The following is an 18,527-nucleotide window of genomic DNA, read 5'->3' as shown; positions in this document are numbered from 1 at the left end:
CAGCACAAATACTTATTTGTCTGAACACTTGAGATTTGATAGGTAGCGTCCGGCTCCCCTCATCACACAAGGAGCGAGCAATGCAACAGCTACCAAAGGCGAAAACCCAGCCTACTAAATGGGTTATCCAGGCTCAAACGTTAAGAAAGCAGCAGCAAACGGCTGAAATTTGCGCCACGCTTAAGTTTGAAGCCAAACGTCAATTAGGCGATCGCGTTCCAGTATCGCCACAAGATTTTTCAAAATTAAATATTCATACCTCCCTGCAAAATGGAGGTGTGGCATGAGAGTGGATGGATGGTTAAACGCCTCAAAAAGAGATGGCGCTTGCCCCCTGTGTGACCACCTCGACTGGTGCAGCTTCACAGAAGATCACCAAGCTGTACTGTGTAGACGGACTGATGTTGCACCCCCTGGATGGGAACGTACTAAATCAGCTAAAGATGGCATTGGCTTTGTTTTCGTAGTTAAGCAGAACTCAACCCAACAAGACCTTGAGCAATGGCAACGGGAACGCTCACTACAACGCAAGCAACGAGAGCAGGAGGAAAGAGCAAAACGTGCTAAGTCGCTGTCGCTGGTAGAGCGCGATCGCCAATTCCGTAAACTGCTAGATCAACTTAGTTTATCAGCAGAAGATAAGGCAGATCTACAACGTCGCGGTCTAACTGATGAGGAGATTAAACTAGGCGGGTTTAAATCAGTAGAAGTTTGGCAGAAATTAGATTTTGAAGTTGATCATCGGCTACCAGGAGTTAACCTAGATGGGCGCAGCCTCAACATTAAACCAGGTGATGAAGGCTACCTATCCCCTATTAAAAATGCTGATGGCTTGATAATTGGTTGCCAACTGAGGCGACGCGCTCAAGACGATTCTGGACGTTATCGCTGGTTAACATCGGCTACTCGTAAGCGTCCCAACGGTGCAACATCGCACTTACCTAATGGAGAGCTACCGCTCTCAATTCATAGACCTATCAAGCTTAAATCCAACGCTATTGGACTGCTTGAGGGAACTGGTGTTAAACCGTTTTTCACAGCACAACTTCGTGGTCAAGTTGTTATAGGCGCTGCTAGTGCTAACTTTGCAGGCAGTAAAGAACAGTTCAAGGAAGCACTTAACAAGCTTTCAACTGAACTGGATAGCAAGGAAGTAATCTTATATGCAGATGGGGGAGCTATAGCCAATCCTCACGTCATGCAACAATATCGTACCAGTTATAAACTGGCAACAAAGTTAGGTTTTCACGTATTAGTTGGATGGTGGGGTCAATTTACCAAAGATGATCCAGATATTGATGAATTACCAGCAGAAGTAGAAGTTGAGCTAATTACCTGGGCTAAATTTGAAGGCTTACTTCATAGAGAAAAACGCGAACTAGAACAACTTTCAACCTTCATTAAAGAAACCTACAACAAAGTAGCTCATAAATTCTGGAAGCGTACAGGAGAACTGCCACCAAAACCACAGCCAAACCCAAAACCAAAACCCGTCAAAACTGATGCGATAGTTTTACTAAGTCAGTGGCAACAGTGGTTGAATGCTAAATCTCCAGTTATCCCATACAAACCAGGCTTTTTACCTACGGAAGAAGAATATCAGCAACTCGGATGCCCTAAAATTGAGTTTACTGGTGGCGATCGAAACTTGCTAATTAAGGAAATTTATCAGAAATGGGATAAATCGCTAATTCTTGAAAGTAGCGATACAGGTCAAGGTAAATCACATAGTGCAGGTGAGTTAACCAGTGATTACCTAACTGGCGGTAAGGGCAGAGTATTTATTAACGACCCCAACCACCGTAACCCTACCACGCCATCGGTTGAACAGAATTTTACCGATCAACCTCCCCGTCACAATGGGTTAGCTCACGATCATGAGCGTAAAACTGCTCTTGGCTACCCGCACGTTGTTAGACCGAAAAATGGTCAAACTCCTGATATTAAAGGCAACTGTCCTGAAACCGAGACATTCCTACTCCTCAACCAAGATAAAAACTTAATTGTGCATGGTGGTAAGGGTTCACCTATCTGCGAAAAATGCCCACAGTATAAGGATGCTGAAGGTAAGGTTAAGTGTAATTTCATTCTTGAGCGTCAAGCTATTTTGAACGAAGAAAAAGAAATTAGACAACACTTAGCTCAAAGCGTTCCTGGTAGAGCAGTTGCTTTAAATGAAGCCGATAAGGAGAATAAAAAACCAGTTGATGCTTTCATAATTGAGGAAACTGGTGCTAGTCTCAACCCCTATAAAAATGTTCCAGTTACTAAGAAAGATTTTGCTCACGCCTATCAGGAACTAAAGCAGAAGGATAGTAAGTTAGCCCACGTTGTTGAACCATTACATGATGCTATTTACGAGTTATTTAATGTATTGGAAATGCCAGAGTACGGATTCAATTATGTAGATGCTCGTCAACACTTACTACCAACTATTCCTAAAATCTACCAAAGATTTAATGACGTACTTTGGGAATTATGGTTAAAGGATGGTTGGGAAGATAACACGCCTAAAACATCACCCTGGACATTCCTCATTGATACTATTTCTAAAACTTTATACCCCAATCTAGGGGCTATGCTCAACAGCCGACAGACTCCTATTCAAAAGCAAGCCATTATTTCTGACAATGTACCGCTTAACTGGATTAGCTTGGCATTAGAGGCAATTATGGAGAACCAAGCACACCTAAGAGTCGATCAGTTGGGCTTGCATATAACCAAATATGATTGGCGCTATCGCTCTACAATGAACAGCTATAAGCTAGTTCTAATGATGGACAGCACCATAAATCGGGATGAATTAGCAGTTCTGACCAAGTTTAAGAAGTCTGACATTTTAGAAATACGTCAAGTTAAGCCGGATTACTCCAACTACAACTTTACAATTATCAATGGCATTGGCTCATGTTCTAAAAAACGCAGAGCGAAAAGTGATTTCGACCTTCAAGTTAGAGTTGAGAGGACTGTAGGAAAAATACATGACACTCATAAGTTTATTGGAGTTATAGATCACCAGCTTTTTGCTAATAACTATTGGGGATATGAGGAGACTGATACTGAGATTAAACCAGGTTATTGGGGACGGGATAACCGAGGCAGCAACGACTTTATGAGATGTAAGGCGCTAGTTCTGATCGGGACACCCTTACCCAATCTAGGTCAAGCAGCAGCAGAATATCACGCTATATCAGGTAACGTTGTTAGACCCATAGACTTATTTGGTGGCTATGGGCATTACGTCAGAAGCAGAGCTAAAGCAGAAACTTATCAGGCTGTTGGACGGTCACGGGCGCATCTCAAACCAGAGCCTACCCATATTTACCTTATTGGCAATGAAGCTGTGACAACTAAAGACCTGATGCAACGTTATCCAGGTTGTACGGTCAATGAGGTAGAGATTTATGACTTCTGCTTTGAAGCTGCACCAAAAGGCGTTCAACGTGAAAGAGGGTTAGTAGAGGAGTTAATTAAAGCCATTAAAGGTAATACCTCAACGGGTTCAAAGGAGATAGCTGCAAAGTTGGGAGTCAGTGACGGTCGGGTTAGACAACTTGGTTCAGAGATATTTAAAAACAGTGGTATCAAGGGCGGATTTACTCAATTAAAAACCGCGTTAGTTTTGCTTATAGAGTCTTTTAAAGCAAAACTAACACCCCTAGAAGACCTGCCAGAAGATGCCAGATGGGTAGCTGAAACTTACCTACCGCTACTCGTTACTGAGGACTTATCAGAGGCAATGGAGTCGTTTAAATCTCTTGGTGAGGGTTTCGGTTGGAAAACCTTTAAAAAGATTCTGACTGCAACAGACGTGCATACAGTTTGCAAGCTGTTAAGCAACATCCTAGCAGCGATCGCACCCATACTCGACCTGCGAAATTTACAGGTGGAGGGGACGCAATGAAGAAAATAAAGAGCGCGAAATCTCCACAACAAAACACACCTCAAGTAGAGCAGTTAAGTTTATTTGCTCTGCTTGAACAGTTGCAGTCAGAACCAAAGCCAGAAACAAAACCAGAACCAAAGCCAGAAACAAAACAGGCTAAATCCTTTGAACTAAGGGATTACCAAAAACAGGTAATTCGAGAAACTTACCATTTCTTCCGCAATGGTATCAAATCAGTTCTGGCTTATGCTCCTACCGGAGCAGGTAAGACAGTAATTAGTTCTCAAATGATTGTCGATGCTGTCAATAAAGGACGGCGTGTAATGTTCTGCTGTCATAGAAAAAAGCTAATAGACCAAACTCAGCAAACCTTATCAGCAATGGGTATTGAGTCAGGCATTATTTGGGCAGATCACCCAACTGATTACTCAAAACCCGTACAAATCTGCATGATTCAAACCATCCAGAATCGGGAATTACCACCGGATATTGGATTGGTAATCTTTGATGAATGTCATTCCAGCATTTACTACCAAATTGCTTGGGATATCATTACACACTATTCTGGAGGGATATTTGCGCTTTCAAAGTGTTACTTTATTGGCTTAACTGCAACACCTTGGCGAACAAAATATAAAGAAGGATTTTGTCAGTTTTTCCAAGCATTAGTAAGAGCGCCAGACCCCATCGAATTAGTTAATATGGGGTATTTATCTCGTCCGAGACTATTTGGGTATGGTGGATTGTTAGATTTTGAAAAATTAGAAACTAACAATTTAGGAGATTATACACAATCATCAATGCAAGCGGTTTGTAATGAGGAGTACAACACTGAAGTTATTAAATATTTTCTACAAATATGCCCAGAGCGTAAGACTATCGCCTTCTGTGCTAGTGTTTTTCAAGCTTATAATCTAGCTGAACAATTTAACGAACTTGGCATCAAATCTGAAGTCGTTGTTGGCACAACTGCTGACTCGGAAAGGGAAGCGATTTATCAAAGGTTTGCTAGTGGTGAAACTCAGCTAATATCTAGCGTTGCTTGCTTATGTGAAGGATTCGATGAGCCAAGCGTTCAAGCTGCTATTATCGCCAGACCTACTCGTAGTCAAGCACTCTTGATTCAAATGTGTGGCAGGGCGTTAAGATTGCATCCCTCAAAACAGGATGCGATGTTATTGGATTTTGGAGAATGTTTTAAACGAGTTTGTAAACCCACTTCAAAACTTAAAATAAGTCTCTGCCCACGACCTAAACCGTTAATCGAGACTCAACTTAAAGAGTGTTTTAACTGCCATGAAATGATTCCTGTATTGTGTAAGATTTGCCCAGAATGTGGCTATGAATTTTCAGGAGATGACGATGATGACGGTGAACCAGATTCAGGTGAGCCACCGATTTTTGGTGAATTATTAGATGGGGAAGAACTTAGACAGCTACGTTATATCCGCTCTCAAATGAAACGGGCATATAAAGCTGGTAGAAACCCTGCCAAAATTAAAATGCTATTTCGTGAGAAGTTTAAATACTTTGCACCTGATGATTGGTTTGTTGGTGCTATCTTTTGCGGAAAGAACTCTACTGCTAACAAAGCTATTTATCTAGATTTCTTGTACCAACTTCGACCAACTGCACCAAAACTTTGGATTAAGTACATGATGGAACTAGAGTTTGGCAAGCCTGGTAGAAAGTATCAAACTAGCAGTGGTAAAACTTACACAGCAACTCGTAACAACCTAGAACGTAAATATTGGTGGATGGTGCTGGAAGTAGAACCAGGTAGCAGTTTCAAGGAAATTAAACAAGCTTATAGGAAATTAGCAAAACGATGGCATCCCGATATTTGTGGAGATGCGAAAGCAAAAGATGTAATGACCCTGATTAACCACGCATTTGAAAAAGCTAAGAGGTTTTGTGGTCAAGAGTAGAAAAGTGTGATCGGCTCTGTAAGGATAAGTTGAGCAGCTTGCTTAATTTATAGGTCAAGTCACATAAAAGCTTAATTAATCGTTAAGACTGTTGGTAATCCCATACGTTAGAGGAATATTGATGACAGAAGAAACAACACAACCACCCAGTTCCGATTTTACTCCCCAAGAATATATACAAATAGAACCAGTTACAGCTTATTGTAATTGGGTGTTGGGAAAACCATTTAAAGACAGTATTGCAAAGCTGGACACTGCTGGTGTAATTGCATACGTTGATCAGATTACCAGTTCGTTAACATCAGTAAATGAGGAAGCTAAACGCTTTTGGTCTGGTTATAAAGCTGGAGTACTAGGCACAGAAAAGTTAGCAGACGATGAAATATTTGCCATTGGCTACGATGCAGCACTGGGAGTAATTAAAGCCCCATTACCTAAGCGTAAACCCAAAAATGTAAGTGCATAACTTAGGGTAAGAAATGCCAAAACAGTTTAACATTGCATTTTGCTTAAAATAAGATAGTGTAAAAAGGAGCCGTCAAACCACTGGTTCTTTTCATCAACCAAATTTTGGAGTTGTTGCATAACCAGGCTCCTTACAGCTAGGTTTTCTTTCTTTTTAAGTTTTTTTGCAACACCACTGTTCTAATGTATGTATTACGAACAAATATTAAATGTAAAATATGTTTCAAGTTGTTTTTAACTCTACAAATTTAGAATTAATTCTTAAGAGTAAGCTTAACCGTAAAAAATTTTTGGATTATGAAATTAATGACGAACTATCTACGGTTATTGAAGAAATTGAAAAATATGGACACGTAGGTAATGCTAAACCGAAGAAAAAGTTAAAATTAGATGTACCAGAAATGATTTATGAAGTTGAGGGGGTAACTTTTAAACTTATCTATAGCATTTTGCCTGAAAAAAACATCGTAAAAATTTATGAGCTTGAGAGAAAATGCTATCTTCAAAGGACTGATCTAAATAGTTACTTAAAAACTGATTTTGATTACGAAAAAACTGATTTTAATATTATTCAAGCCGATAAACCTACAAAAATAATACAAACAATTGAGTTAATTTATCAAGGAATCACTACATCTTATGAAATAGGTCTTCAACTTGGGCATAAAGCTGTTAAATATAAAGACATAGCGCGTCATGGTCAGTATAAACTTCAGGCTGCTAGGGAACTTAAATTAGTAGAAAAATCTAAAATAAATGGCAAAAACTGTTATGTATTAACTGAGAAAGGTGTACTCATAGCTGCCCTTGGAGTTGAAATAAATAGTAATGGGAAATTTATTAAAAGTAATATAAATAAAGATATTAGCCGTCAGTATCAACTTATGATAAGAGCTATGTTTGATTTTCTGCCTGTTCGCTTTATTTATAAAGATATTATTTTACAAGGCAAAAACATTGAAGTTAATACAATTAAAAACCTAATTGATACAAAATTTAAACCAAATTATTACTCGCAGAAACCAAGTGGAACAAGTGAAAGAAGAGCTGGATGTTTGAAGTCATGGATGGTTTGGATAGCTGGAGTCTCTGGGATTCCGCTGGTTCATAGAGATCGAAAAGAATCTCAACTTTATATCGATCTTTTTCCTTTGAAATAAGAATATATTACTATTCTATTTCCACTAAAATTATAAAAAAAGTAAAGCCTTGGAGCAATATTTAAAAGTTATTAGTCTAATTAAAAACTAAATATTTTTGAGTTAGTATTAAACTTGCTTAAATTGGAATATTTAATGATAAAACAAAAATTAATTATGTATAATTATATTTGAAAATATTATATAGTTACTTATTAGAATAAATACAATTAAAAAATATACTTGTCTATATATTATAATTAATAAAATGACAATTTTTGGCAATATAATGAACGCAGTAAATAAGCAATTAAAACCATTTTTAAAGTGGGCAGGAGGAAAAAGGCAATTAATTCCAGCATTGGTATCAAGCTACCTCCCTAAAAAATACGATATTAATTACAATTCATACTATGAACCCTTCGTAGGTGGAGGAGCACTTCTTTTTTCATTACAACCTAAAAAAGCTGTTATTAATGATATTAATACAGAGTTGATCAATTGTTATAAAGTAATTAGAGATTCAGTAGACGAACTCATTGATGATCTAAAAAGGCATGAAAATGAAAAAAACTATTTTTATGCTATTAGGGAATGGGATCGAAATAAAGATTATAAACACAAGAATTTAGTCCAACGGGCCTCAAGAATTGTCTTTTTAAATAAAACTTGTTACAATGGTTTATTTAGAGTTAATTCTCAAGGTCAATTTAATGTACCTTTTGGTAGGTATAAGAATCCAAACATTTTAGATATAGAGACTTTGAAAGCAGTAAATAGATATTTAAACCAGAATCAAATAGAAATATTAAATGTAGATTTTCAAGAAGCTGTTAAAGATGCGAAGGAGGGAGACTTTTTATATTTTGATCCTCCATATGATCCAATTTCGGATAGCGCTGACTTTACTAGCTACGACAGCAGTGGCTTTGGGAAAGAAGAACAAATAAGATTGAAAAAAACATTTGATGACCTAAGTTCTAGAGGATGCAATGTTTTACTTAGTAATGCTTACACAAACTTCATCTTAGAGTTGTACAGTAATTACAATCAAACAAAAATATCTGCTATTAGAGCTATCAATTCAAATAGTTCTAAAAGAGGTAAAGTAGATGAAATTCTAATAAAAAACTATAAATAATTTTTACTTTTTGTTGAATAAGTTGTTTTTTAAACCTTTACTAAAGGCTGGTTATGACCAATTACCATGTGGTTAAAAATATTATATTGAGTGAGGAAGAACACAATACAGATAAAAGTTTACGTTCTGCTTCTGCTTCCAATGAGAGCATTCTGCGTTTTGACTTCAAAATATTAGCAAATACCCTTAATAAGGGTACAGAGTATCGGCTAGATCAAGACTGGCTTATTGATAAGAGTTCAGATGTTACAAAAAATCAGTTACCCCAACCTGACAAACTGGATTATGCCTTGCTTAGGGTAGATGGAGAGCCTGGAAATAAACCAATTGGGGCAAGTACTGAAGGTTCTGTTAAGCGAGGATGGATTGAGATACCTACAAATGCACACGAATTTAAGATCAATCAAGCACTATTCATTTTACAACACCCTTTGGGCGAACCGTTAAAGCTTGCATTCGATCTTGATGTGATTAAAGATATAGACCCGAGTGGTACCCTGATTAAATACAGAACCAATACTGATTATGGTTCCTCTGGCTCTCCTTGCTTTGATAGTAACTGGAATTTAGTTGCGTTACATCATACTGGCAGTCCAAGCTATAACGCAGGAACACCAGTAAATGCTATCGTTAAGCTCCTCGACCAACGAAACATTTTAGAAAAAATATTAAGTAGACAGCCAATATAAATAGAAATTTACGAGGTTTTAACAGTGGAGTTAAAGGGTAATCAATTTCAATTGCTCATACAAGCACTTGGAGATGCTTTTCCAGACCTGTCTAGGTTAGAAATGATGGTTCGACTACAATTAGATAAAAATATTAATGAAATTTCTGTCCAAAAGGCTTTAGATTTAGTGCTATTCGACTTAATAAAAATTGCTGATTCTGAGGGATGGTTGAAAGATCTTATTCAAAAAGCTCATTTTTCTAATCCTAACAATGTTCTTTTAAAAAATTACTGTAATGAATATCTTTATAACTATTCGCTAAAAGAGAATTCACCTACTCCATCAATTGAGAAGGGTAACCAATGCTCGTCTTCTACAATACTGGGGCAAGAGCAAGCTATGGTAAAAAAACCTCATGAATTATTAAACCCGTGCAATTTTGATTTGAGCGAATTAATTAAACAATGTTTGAACATATTAGACGAAAAGCAAGGAATTGTAGGATTGGCAGTGTCCTATGACCAAGATCCTTTTCTAAAATACTTTTGTGAGCGCTTGAAGGACAGGCTTGGTAAAAGTAACATCTCTTGTAAAGATGCTTTGACACTTAATTACTTTACTCCTGTAGACCAAGCAGTATCAATTATTAAACGATACAAATCACTATTACAAACGCACGAGGTCATCTGTCCTATTCGAGTTCAGGTGTCTGACTCAACTTTAAGCCATGAATTTTGGCAGAAAGCCTCGGCTGAATTCAACAATGATTTTGAATATCGCTTAATCATAATTATGGTAGGCAGTGAAAGTATTTGTTTCCCAAAAGGTGTAAATCAGATAAGTTCACCAACGTTTACAAAAGCAGATGCTCATGATTGGATTGTTGATGTTACCAAGGCTATGGGATGGGAAGATCATGTTATAGATGAGTGGAAGTCTTTAATGAAATCAGACTGTCTTCAAAGTGACACGAACAATGGTTTTCTGGATGTCAGATTGGTTTATGAGCATTTAGTTGATACTATTGATCTTCTGCAAAAAATGCCGTCAGCAGACAATTTCATAACAACACTTAAGCAAAGGATTCAGGCTTATGTCTAGACGTTATGTTGATACATCTTCTAGTTACTCTTTGCTCGATTACCAAGAATTAGAAGAATCTAGAGAAATTGAATATATTGAAGTCGATACTGTAGTCGCGAATAAAAGAAAAAAAAAGCTGATATATAAAGAACCTTACTTACCTGATAACAAGCTAGTTGAAGCAGTCAATCTGGCGATCGCGTTAGGTCGCCCATTACTGTTACAAGGTGAACCAGGTTGTGGTAAAACGCGTTTAGCCTATGCTGTTGCTTATGCCTTGGGTTTACCTTTAGAAGAAAGCTATATCAAGTCCACCAGTCGTGCCCAGGATTTACTATATATTTATGATGCTGTCAATCGCCTTTATGATGCACAATTAGGGATCAATACGGCGCGTACAGAGGACAACAAATCCCGCAGTCAAAAAATTCAGAACTATATTCGTCTAGGTTCGCTAGGGCGAGCGATCGCCCGTGCTCAGAATGGGCAGCGCTCAGTAGTACTGATTGACGAAATTGACAAAGCAGACCTTGACTTTCCAAACGATCTATTGTGGGAGTTGGATCGCTTGGAGTTTAAGGTCACTGAAGATCCAGAGATACATTACAGGGTGGACAAACCTGAATTACGCCCAATTGTATTTGTCACGCACAATGAAGAAAAAGCATTACCTACTGCTTTTCTGCGCCGATGTATTTTTCACTACGTTGAATTTCCACAAACAGAAAACCTTTTACAACAGCTTTTAGCAACTCACGAAATTGCTGACCAAAACCTAAGCAACAAGGCAATTAAAGTTTTATTAGAACTTCGCAAACTCGATCTCAGCAAGCGACCGGGATTGAGTGAACTGCTGGACTGGGTGAGTTATCTAGAAGCGGTAAGAGCCCCGATAGAGGAACTCAACAAACTGCCACATCTGGGAGCGTTACTAAAGCAAGATAGCGATCACAAACGCGCAGTGGAGGCTTTTGCCCAGCTGTGAAACAGTCACCCAAGTTACCTCAGTTTCTCTGGGAGTTATTCCAACGGCTACGTCGTCGTGGTTTTTCACTGAGACCAGATGACTATGAAGCATTGCGGCAGTCTTTGAGGCTTGGCTTCGGTTGGTCGTCAAAAGAAGCACTGCGTGACCTTTGTAATTATTTATGGGCAAAGTCACGCCAGGAGCAGGAAGTTCTCACTGCCCTATTTGATCAACTGGAACCAGGAAACGAAGATTGGCAATTCCCGTCTGCGTCAATAGAAGTTGCTTCTGATAATTCCACTGACCTATCAGGACAAGATTTAGATGATAATGAGGAGGAGTTTGAGGAGACAACTCTAACCCAACCTTGTCGGAGCTTACCTCCGATCTCATTGAAAGATGTACGAGTATCCAAACGTCCGTTTATATTTGTACCGCAGTTTCCATTAACCGATCGAGAGGTAGCTCAGGCTTGGAGGCGGTTGCGCCGTCCTATGCGGTCAGGCCCCTTAACAGAACTGGATGTAGAAGGAACAATTGCTCGTCGTTGTCAATTAGGAGTTGCTGCTCCAGTTGTCTTAAAACCCAGATCCCGCAACGTTGCTCGGTTACTTTTGCTGGTTGATCGTCAGGGTTCAATGGCTCCTTTCCATGGCTTTTGTGAAGAGGTTTGCACAGCAATTCAACAGGCAGGCAGATTGGAAGAGACTGCGATTTACTATTTTCATAACGTTCCTGCTGAAGGTGCCAATGAGCAGGTGCTAGACTCCCTCAACAACAAACTCTTCCCAGTTCTCGATTCCATTCTGCCCCAGATTACTCCTCTCACAAAAGATTACCTGTACAAAGATGCCAAATTGCTCACTCCTGTTGCGTTGGAGGAAGTCCTTCAGAAATATGCTACTGATGCATTTGTAGTAGTGATTAGTGATGCAGGGGCTGGGCGCAATCATTACAATGTACCGCGTCTATTAAATACTATTTCGTTTTTCAAAGCTCTCCGCGCTTACAATTTATCCTATGTTTGGCTCAATCCTCTACCTAAATCTTATTGGAAGAATAAAAATAATACGGCTGCCCAGATAGCACGCCATGTGCCGATGTTTCCATTGGATCGGGATGGCATCCACCAGGCGGTTAATGTACTACGCGGACATCAATTTATAATTGAGAAGCCCCTATGACTACTACCTTTTCTAGCAAACTGGTTGAGCGGCGCTTAAATGATTTTAGGCGTCGATGTAGTGAGTATGGGGATACAGCTGTGAAACTGGCGTATCACGCAGCCTTGCCAGTTGCTTTAAATCCTGAATTACTGCACTTTTTGCGAATTAACTTCTTTCTAGATCCACCAACTTCACTCCCTTATACCGTTGAATTTGAATTTCTCACGTCTGGGATGTGTCGTGAGATTGATGACGATCTCTATGAAATAGAGCCAGAAATTCGCAATGTATTGTTGCAAAGATTGAGGCAGGAGTATGGTTTAGAACGAATTCGAGATGTTGCTACACTGCTGTGGCAGTATATTGAACATCACTCACCTTGGACGACGCGAAATGAACTGGAGCGAGCGCAACAACTAACGGCACTCAATTTTCTAGACCCTGTCAAAGCAAAACAGTGGTTAGATAAGGCAGAAACCAATGCCAGCCATACAGCAGGAGCAGATCGGGAATGGTTCATAGCGATGCGCCAGGAAATTCAGCAACTACATGACATTTCCGATGCGACCCCTATACACTATGAACAGATGCTAGAAACACCCGTTGGAGAGGAAATAAGCCTTGAAGTGAGCGAGCAAATGAAAAGCGATCATCTTAATTCTTTTTTTAAAATACCCTCCATTCAGGTTTTCAATATTCTTGATGAAATTACTATAGTCCCAGAACCAGAAAAGGTTCCATTTCCACAAGCTGATAAATTTGAAAGAGTAGAAAACCTGCTTTCACTATTATTACAAAAATCCTTAACCTCAGAAGAAATAACAGAAATTTACCAATTTACTTTGAGACAAACTCAATATTATATTGGTGCTGGTACATATCTTGGATTAATAAGTAAAGGAATAGATAAGGGAACCTTTAGTTTGACGGACAAAGGAAAAACTATTGTACAAAAAGACTATGAATCAAAAATCATTGAACTAATAAAAATCATTTTACAACACGAAGTTTTTAATAAAGTATTAAGAGTAGCTTTAAAGGAAAAAAAAATTCCATCGAACAAGGTTATTGTTGAAATAATGTCTGCAAGCAAACTAAATATGAATGAAGTTACTATGAAAAGACGCTCTGGTACTGTCCGGGGATGGATAGAATGGATCTGGTCAAAAATAGATTTTTGAATATAGCTGGGAGTGCCTCCTTTTAGGCAAAGTTTAATAACTTGTGTGCGTCAAAATTGGGGGTTGAGGCGTTACGCTCAAGCTGCTTGAAATTCCTAAGTTATGGCAGCAGGTTTAAATTATCAAAACCTTTGTAAGTATCGTTCAAAAAATTTTTAATCCTTTGCTTACTCAAAATACCAAAACCAGAATTATTAGCCAAAGCTTTTCCAAACGTTAATTGGAGAGCATCAACTTTATTTCTTTCCTCAAAACTAAACTGGGGAAAATCCATCTGAAGAACATTTTTCCCTTCGATGAGGTTTTTAAGCTCTTCTTCTTTGTCTATAATTTTCCAATCCTCAAAAATCACCTGATTGCGAACAAAAATATGCGTTATTTGTTCATGGAATTCATTAACAGATTCCTTAAACTTATCAAGGCTGGAATTACCACCATTACACACAAACCACTTACAAATTTCAACATTCTTCTCTTTGGCTAGGGCAAAAATATTGTTCTGCTTCAACCAAATCGAAACCGATGAATATATATTAGAAGGAAGATTGACAATTACGCTTCTTTCTGTAGCTAACTCAAAAACTTTGTCAGCACTAGAAAGCTTCTTCTCTTCCCTAGTAAACTAAACCTCATGATAATTAGGTAAATCTGTATCCCTATCAAAATAGATCTTACCGACATCAGGATTGGACAAATCTGATTCTACAAAGTGGATGCGATCGCTTAACCCCTTACTCTTGCAATATTCAATTAGCACCCGACAAAATAAACTTTTACCAACGCCACCTTTTTCACCGTCCACAAAATGGATTCTATTCTTAGGTCGTTGATTTTCTATTAATACCTCTGCTTGAACTTCAGCATCAATGTCATTTTGCTTGCTACTACGTTTAGTAGAAAGTGTTTTTCTAGCTATTTTTCTTTTAGAGTCTGCCATAAAATATGAAGTGAAAATCTTGACCTGAAAATAATACTGCCGTCTTCAGTCAGAGAAAAATTCTAATACACCCGATAAAAAATTACTTGAACAAGCTCAAAAAAGCTTCTACCCAGAGTTAGAACCTTCACGACAGCAATCAAACAAATCAGAGTAAAATTTTATCTAGAACTTTTCAATCAGCCAAATATTTTACCTTTAATGCCTCAAACCAAACAGAGAGAAACAGCCCGATTGGGCTGTTATGATGTACAGTGACTAATTATTTGTCATCGGTGACAGATTAATGGCGATGTTTGGTAAGTTTTGACAGTGGTTTAGCGTTGGAAACGATTAATCATGGTTTGCCTGTTGTGCCATTTTGGAGCGAATACGCTTCGCGCACACTTCGTGAACGCATTCATCAACGTTTACGTGAAAATCTCAGTAATTTTGCGACAGCAGACAATCGCATAGTTTAATTTTAGACTTTGCTGATAATTGGATAATAATGGTGACGATCGCCCACCAATGACAAAGGCGAAACCATTAACGTTCCCAATCACCCGCCACTAGCAACCTATCAATCTTCACCAAAAATTTACATACGGTTGGTGTGCAGGCGGATTGTTATGCATTTGCTGCAATGACCTCCACAAATTTGAATATTGACCAAGCCTTTTTATCTGACACCTGCCCATCTCCCAACTCAACAAGCCGCAGTTTCCCTTCTAAGTTTTCTACCACATCGACAGAGTAAAACGGTGCATTAATAATGCTGGCTATCTCTTGTACCATAAATGGAACTTCGCCATCAGATGAGTAGGGTGTACCATTAACTATAAAGTATCGACGTTCTGTACTATGCGCGTAGTTTTCAAAACGTCGTATCGCAATGCCACCCTCAATTTCACCTCGATAAGTAGCAATTTGCTCAATAATACTGCGGACTTCAGATGGTGAATTTGCAATTGAACCTAGTTTAGCTGTGTTGGACTTCACAAAGTCCTTTACAAAATAGCGATCCCATCCAAGTTCTTCTACTTTTGCTTCTAACTCTTCGTCAACCGCCCAAAAATATGTCTCTGCTGTGAAATTTGAGCATTGTTGATACCAACCTGGTAGATGATGACATCGAAGGTAGTCATCATGGGAAGTTATTGGTACACCACCTTTGTGTTCGATTTGCGCGATCAAGGTTTTATATTTTTGCGAGTTGAGCATCCAGCCACGGTAAAGCACTCGCTCACCAGTCTGAATTCTCGGATGTGGATTGAATTCATCGAAGTCCAATGCATCAAAATCAAAAAGTGAACATTGATTATACCCAGCACTACGCACGAAAGTGAACTCTTCGTGATACGGCTCATCTGCTTGTGTTTTATTTAATGGATTTTCAGGATATAGAATACGCATGACTCAAAAATCTAATTTTTTAGACTACAGATTTAGATCCATAACTATTTATTAGCCTGCTTGTTATGAGAGTTAGGCGCGAATTTCTACTCATAGACTTTGCCACAGTAGAGGAACTCCGCGAAATCTCTCCATTGATTATATTCGGGTAAATCGTCTATTTCATCTCGATTTACACTGCCATCAAACCAAGCCAATGCCGCGCCCAAAAAACTCTCTAGGCTACTATTCTGCCAGCCGTTAGCTCCGCCCCAGCGCCAATAATCTGGATTTTCCTTTTCCAACTTCGTGGCTTGCTTTCGATCCTCAATGAAAAAAAGCTACATTGTTTAGTAGTGTCGCTTCTAGATGCACCTACTAGAAAATATTGCCAATTTCCCCTGCTGTCACCTTGCCAGGAATCAAACTGGTATGAATTGGCTCTTCAACAGATTCACTTGTAGATTCACTTGTAGCTGGAAGTTTATCAAGCTTATCCCCATTGTTAGGAGAAAATGTTTGATTCGCTACAGGAACAAACAAACTTTCTTCTATCTCCAAAGTTAGCGCCATGATTCCCAAATGTTTCTCCATCAAATCTCTTGATGCTAAGAAAGTAGAACGCAAACGTTCACGTGGTAACTTACCCTCATCAAAAAGTGCGTAAGGTAGCAAAGTCATTACCAGCAGTTCACCAACTTTATTATTCGCTTCCTCTTTCGACAAACTATTAAGATAATCAACGACAACAGCCAACGGTGTTCCCTCATAAGGTTGTAAGCGCAGGCTGAGACTTTTACGCACTCTTTTCCTTCTTGGCATTAGTAATCTCAGCTACCGTATCTTTCAATTGGTCAAACATTCCAAAGCTATCAATTAAGCGTTGTAATAGGTATTGTTCTTTATGCCTATAGTGAAGATTGAAAATTTGTTCTATCTGTTTTTCAATATCAGTAGCCCAAAACATATCACTATGGGGTAGCTTAGAGTTTTCCCATTTATATTGTGGCGGTCTTTTTCCCTTAGTGTCCCTATATGAAGAACTGGTAGAGCAATTAAAATATTTTTCCAATTCTGGCTCAATAAATGTAGCCGCGCCTCCACCAATAATTACTTCATCAGGTAGCGTAGGTAGATTCTTATCAAGCCACTTTTTGATAGTTTCCCAATAATTAAGCGTCGTCACTTCAATAGATTTAGCAATATCTCGAAGTTCACTCTCTCTTAACTTTGGATTATTTGCAGTAACAAGTGCCTTGATTGACTTCAGCTTAATCCATTCAGGATGTAACGTCCTGTATCCCGTATAAATATCACACTCGGCTTCGTATATACCCTGGAAAATAGCTGATGCTAACTGTTCACGTTCCAAACCACTAACCCGTGAACATACTTCATCAAGCATCAAAGAAAAGCCCAAAAGAGGGCTATCGCCATATTTTAAAGCGCCTTTTTCTAAATAAATTAATGTCACATTCCGATGCCCAAACATTAACACAGCTATCTTTTTAGATTGGAGCCATGCAAGACCTTCTTGCTTAATACGGATAGCTGCCAATCCTCCACCTTCAGGACGGCATAAAAAATGTGACAAATTTAACTTTCTAGATTCCCCCCGAAACTTAAAGCTTTTGAACATTAATTCAAGTTGTTCAGAAAAGCGATTGCGGTCATTGTACTCGTTCCAGGGGAATACTAAAGCTAGATAAATATTGAGCTTTTTCTTAGAAACTACTTTGTGATTCTCTAAAATTACTCCAATAGCAGCCAGCACCTTATATAAAGCATTCTCGTACTTGCGCTCCTTAATTCTGTCCTGGGGTGCAAACTTGGATGCAAATTCTCCCACTACATAAATACTGTCTTCCCACTCCAACCAAGCTTGTTGTTCCGCAGTTGGATGACCAACCCAGCCCAGTGTTTCCTGGTAACGCTGAAGTTGATCCGTAGAAATTTGCTCAACACCAGGAGGCATCAACAAGTAGCTAGGTTGTTTCCAGTTTTGAAATTGGTAGATAATTTTAGTCTGGGAGCCGCCAGTGTCGATAGAAATATACAGGTGAGACTCGTCAGCCATAAAGAAAAATAATTGTTATTAGCTGTCTAAATTAGTACAATTCCACATCCCAACTGATCTGCCTTGAGAAGTAAAAATACTACCCCTAGAAAAGCCCAATTTGTAGCACAGATTGGCACAGGAAGTACCGTAAAACTGTGCTACACGACTAACAAGGGAAGTTTTACCCTATAAAATAGCTGTGCCAAACTGTGCTACACTTTAACAAGGTTTAAAACCTTTGCCAGTCTGTGTTACAGCGTTTCTCCCCGACAACAGAACTGCTAGAACTGTTTTTTCAGCAATATTGTTGAAATATTGTGGACTCACTCCACAATTTCGCCCCTTTCAGGGTACGGCGTGACCGCCTCGAAATTATTACGTTCGTTAGAATACGTGCCACATTTAACAGCATAAACTCAGCAGTTAGGTCAAGTTGTGCGAGGTAAAGAGAACAATTTGAGGAGTGTTGGTACAGCCAAGCAAGAGGTTGAGCATGAAAAAAGTGCTGGAATTAATGCGGATTGAAGAAT

General features: G+C 38.8%; 18 protein-coding genes. 12 read left to right on the top strand and 6 right to left on the bottom strand.

The window, feature by feature from the left end:
- Positions 1-80 precede the first annotated feature (80 nt).
- The 11 genes from CRI9333_RS23390 (at position 81) to CRI9333_RS25300 (ending at position 13,627) form a co-directional block, all read left to right on the top strand.
- Positions 81-287, top strand: coding sequence for a hypothetical protein (locus tag CRI9333_RS23390; protein WP_015179969.1), 207 nt, complete (start codon positions 81-83; stop codon positions 285-287).
- Positions 284-3,904: a hypothetical protein gene (locus CRI9333_RS23385; protein ID WP_015179968.1), complete on the top strand. Its 3,621-nt coding sequence runs from the start codon at positions 284-286 to the stop codon at positions 3,902-3,904. Before CRI9333_RS23390 ends, CRI9333_RS23385 begins: the two co-directional genes overlap by 4 nt.
- A complete protein-coding gene (locus tag CRI9333_RS23380; protein WP_015179967.1) occupies positions 3,901-5,814 on the top strand; it encodes a DEAD/DEAH box helicase family protein in 1,914 nt (637 codons plus the stop codon). Before CRI9333_RS23385 ends, CRI9333_RS23380 begins: the two co-directional genes overlap by 4 nt.
- A gap of 121 nt (positions 5,815-5,935) precedes the next feature.
- The gene (locus CRI9333_RS23375; protein ID WP_015179966.1) at positions 5,936-6,280 is read left to right on the top strand and encodes a hypothetical protein; all 345 of its coding nucleotides are present in this window, start codon (positions 5,936-5,938) and stop codon (positions 6,278-6,280) included.
- 217 nt (positions 6,281-6,497) lie between these two features.
- The gene (locus CRI9333_RS23370) at positions 6,498-7,439 is read left to right on the top strand and encodes a hypothetical protein (RefSeq protein WP_015179965.1); all 942 of its coding nucleotides are present in this window, start codon (positions 6,498-6,500) and stop codon (positions 7,437-7,439) included.
- A 247-nt stretch (positions 7,440-7,686) separates the two neighbouring features.
- Positions 7,687-8,559 (top strand): DNA adenine methylase, encoded by an 873-nt coding sequence (locus tag CRI9333_RS23365; protein ID WP_015179964.1) that lies wholly within the window; start codon positions 7,687-7,689, stop codon positions 8,557-8,559.
- Positions 8,560-8,612: 53 nt separating this feature from the next.
- Entirely contained in the window at positions 8,613-9,248 is a 636-nt protein-coding gene (locus CRI9333_RS23360; RefSeq protein ID WP_051035480.1) for a trypsin-like serine peptidase, read from the top strand.
- A 24-nt stretch (positions 9,249-9,272) separates the two neighbouring features.
- Positions 9,273-10,331 carry an effector-associated domain EAD1-containing protein gene (locus CRI9333_RS23355; RefSeq protein WP_015179963.1) on the top strand — a complete coding sequence of 353 codons (1,059 nt, stop codon included), beginning with the start codon at positions 9,273-9,275 and terminating at the stop codon, positions 10,329-10,331.
- Positions 10,324-11,298, top strand: a complete 975-nt coding sequence (locus CRI9333_RS23350) for an AAA family ATPase (RefSeq protein ID WP_015179962.1) — start codon at positions 10,324-10,326, stop codon at positions 11,296-11,298. The genes CRI9333_RS23355 and CRI9333_RS23350 overlap by 8 nt, the downstream gene beginning before the upstream one ends.
- Positions 11,295-12,464: a hypothetical protein gene (locus CRI9333_RS23345; protein ID WP_015179961.1), complete on the top strand. Its 1,170-nt coding sequence runs from the start codon at positions 11,295-11,297 to the stop codon at positions 12,462-12,464. The genes CRI9333_RS23350 and CRI9333_RS23345 overlap by 4 nt, the downstream gene beginning before the upstream one ends.
- Positions 12,461-13,627 (top strand): DUF7226 domain-containing protein, encoded by a 1,167-nt coding sequence (locus CRI9333_RS25300; RefSeq protein ID WP_015179960.1) that lies wholly within the window; start codon positions 12,461-12,463, stop codon positions 13,625-13,627. The genes CRI9333_RS23345 and CRI9333_RS25300 overlap by 4 nt, the downstream gene beginning before the upstream one ends.
- A 100-nt stretch (positions 13,628-13,727) precedes the next feature.
- On the opposite strand, the gene CRI9333_RS25295 is transcribed toward CRI9333_RS25300, so the two are convergent.
- Both CRI9333_RS25295 and CRI9333_RS25290 read right to left on the bottom strand, forming a co-directional pair.
- Complete coding sequence (locus tag CRI9333_RS25295; protein WP_051035479.1) at positions 13,728-14,135, bottom strand: hypothetical protein; 408 nt, start codon at positions 14,133-14,135, stop codon at positions 13,728-13,730.
- Between the two features lie 114 nt (positions 14,136-14,249).
- Positions 14,250-14,564, bottom strand: coding sequence for a hypothetical protein (locus CRI9333_RS25290; protein ID WP_051035478.1), 315 nt, complete (start codon positions 14,562-14,564; stop codon positions 14,250-14,252).
- 296 nt (positions 14,565-14,860) lie between these two features.
- Here CRI9333_RS25290 and CRI9333_RS27065 point away from each other — a divergent pair, with 296 nt between their 5' ends.
- Positions 14,861-15,025 (top strand): hypothetical protein, encoded by a 165-nt coding sequence (locus CRI9333_RS27065; RefSeq protein WP_157462489.1) that lies wholly within the window; start codon positions 14,861-14,863, stop codon positions 15,023-15,025.
- A 148-nt stretch (positions 15,026-15,173) separates the two neighbouring features.
- Here CRI9333_RS27065 and CRI9333_RS23330 read toward each other — a convergent pair whose 3' ends face one another.
- From CRI9333_RS23330 to CRI9333_RS23315, 4 genes are all read right to left on the bottom strand, one after another.
- Positions 15,174-15,836 carry an ATP-grasp domain-containing protein gene (locus CRI9333_RS23330; RefSeq protein WP_232229447.1) on the bottom strand — a complete coding sequence of 221 codons (663 nt, stop codon included), beginning with the start codon at positions 15,834-15,836 and terminating at the stop codon, positions 15,174-15,176.
- A gap of 209 nt (positions 15,837-16,045) precedes the next feature.
- Positions 16,046-16,243 (bottom strand): DUF7660 family protein, encoded by a 198-nt coding sequence (locus tag CRI9333_RS23325; RefSeq protein ID WP_041227023.1) that lies wholly within the window; start codon positions 16,241-16,243, stop codon positions 16,046-16,048.
- Between the two features lie 73 nt (positions 16,244-16,316).
- Positions 16,317-16,760 (bottom strand): hypothetical protein, encoded by a 444-nt coding sequence (locus CRI9333_RS23320; protein WP_015179958.1) that lies wholly within the window; start codon positions 16,758-16,760, stop codon positions 16,317-16,319.
- On the bottom strand, positions 16,735-18,015 hold the full coding sequence (locus CRI9333_RS23315) for a ParM/StbA family protein (protein ID WP_015179957.1): 1,281 nt from the start codon (positions 18,013-18,015) through the stop codon (positions 16,735-16,737). The genes CRI9333_RS23320 and CRI9333_RS23315 overlap by 26 nt, the downstream gene beginning before the upstream one ends.
- Positions 18,016-18,527: the final 512 nt, after the last annotated feature.

This window comes from Crinalium epipsammum PCC 9333 (assembly GCF_000317495.1).
GTDB lineage: Bacteria > Cyanobacteriota > Cyanobacteriia > Cyanobacteriales > PCC-9333 > Crinalium > Crinalium epipsammum.
Note: the sequence above shows the minus strand (reverse complement) of the source record. Positions and strands in the feature narration are given on the sequence as shown.

What these genes read in the sequence shown, in the direction of transcription:
- CRI9333_RS23390 (WP_015179969.1), top strand. Translation starts at nt 81, where the DNA reads ATGCAACAGCTACCAAAGGCGAAAACCCAGCCTACTAAATGGGTTATC.
- CRI9333_RS23385 (WP_015179968.1), top strand. Translation starts at nt 284, where the DNA reads ATGAGAGTGGATGGATGGTTAAACGCCTCAAAAAGAGATGGCGCTTGC.
- CRI9333_RS23380 (WP_015179967.1), top strand. Translation starts at nt 3,901, where the DNA reads ATGAAGAAAATAAAGAGCGCGAAATCTCCACAACAAAACACACCTCAA.
- CRI9333_RS23375 (WP_015179966.1), top strand. Translation starts at nt 5,936, where the DNA reads ATGACAGAAGAAACAACACAACCACCCAGTTCCGATTTTACTCCCCAA.
- CRI9333_RS23370 (WP_015179965.1), top strand. Translation starts at nt 6,498, where the DNA reads ATGTTTCAAGTTGTTTTTAACTCTACAAATTTAGAATTAATTCTTAAG.
- CRI9333_RS23365 (WP_015179964.1), top strand. Translation starts at nt 7,687, where the DNA reads ATGACAATTTTTGGCAATATAATGAACGCAGTAAATAAGCAATTAAAA.
- CRI9333_RS23360 (WP_051035480.1), top strand. Translation starts at nt 8,613, where the DNA reads ATGACCAATTACCATGTGGTTAAAAATATTATATTGAGTGAGGAAGAA.
- CRI9333_RS23350 (WP_015179962.1), top strand. Translation starts at nt 10,324, where the DNA reads ATGTCTAGACGTTATGTTGATACATCTTCTAGTTACTCTTTGCTCGAT.
- CRI9333_RS25300 (WP_015179960.1), top strand. Translation starts at nt 12,461, where the DNA reads ATGACTACTACCTTTTCTAGCAAACTGGTTGAGCGGCGCTTAAATGAT.
- CRI9333_RS25290 (WP_051035478.1), bottom strand. Translation starts at nt 14,564, where the DNA reads ATGGCAGACTCTAAAAGAAAAATAGCTAGAAAAACACTTTCTACTAAA.
- CRI9333_RS23320 (WP_015179958.1), bottom strand. Translation starts at nt 16,760, where the DNA reads ATGCCAAGAAGGAAAAGAGTGCGTAAAAGTCTCAGCCTGCGCTTACAA.
- CRI9333_RS23315 (WP_015179957.1), bottom strand. Translation starts at nt 18,015, where the DNA reads ATGGCTGACGAGTCTCACCTGTATATTTCTATCGACACTGGCGGCTCC.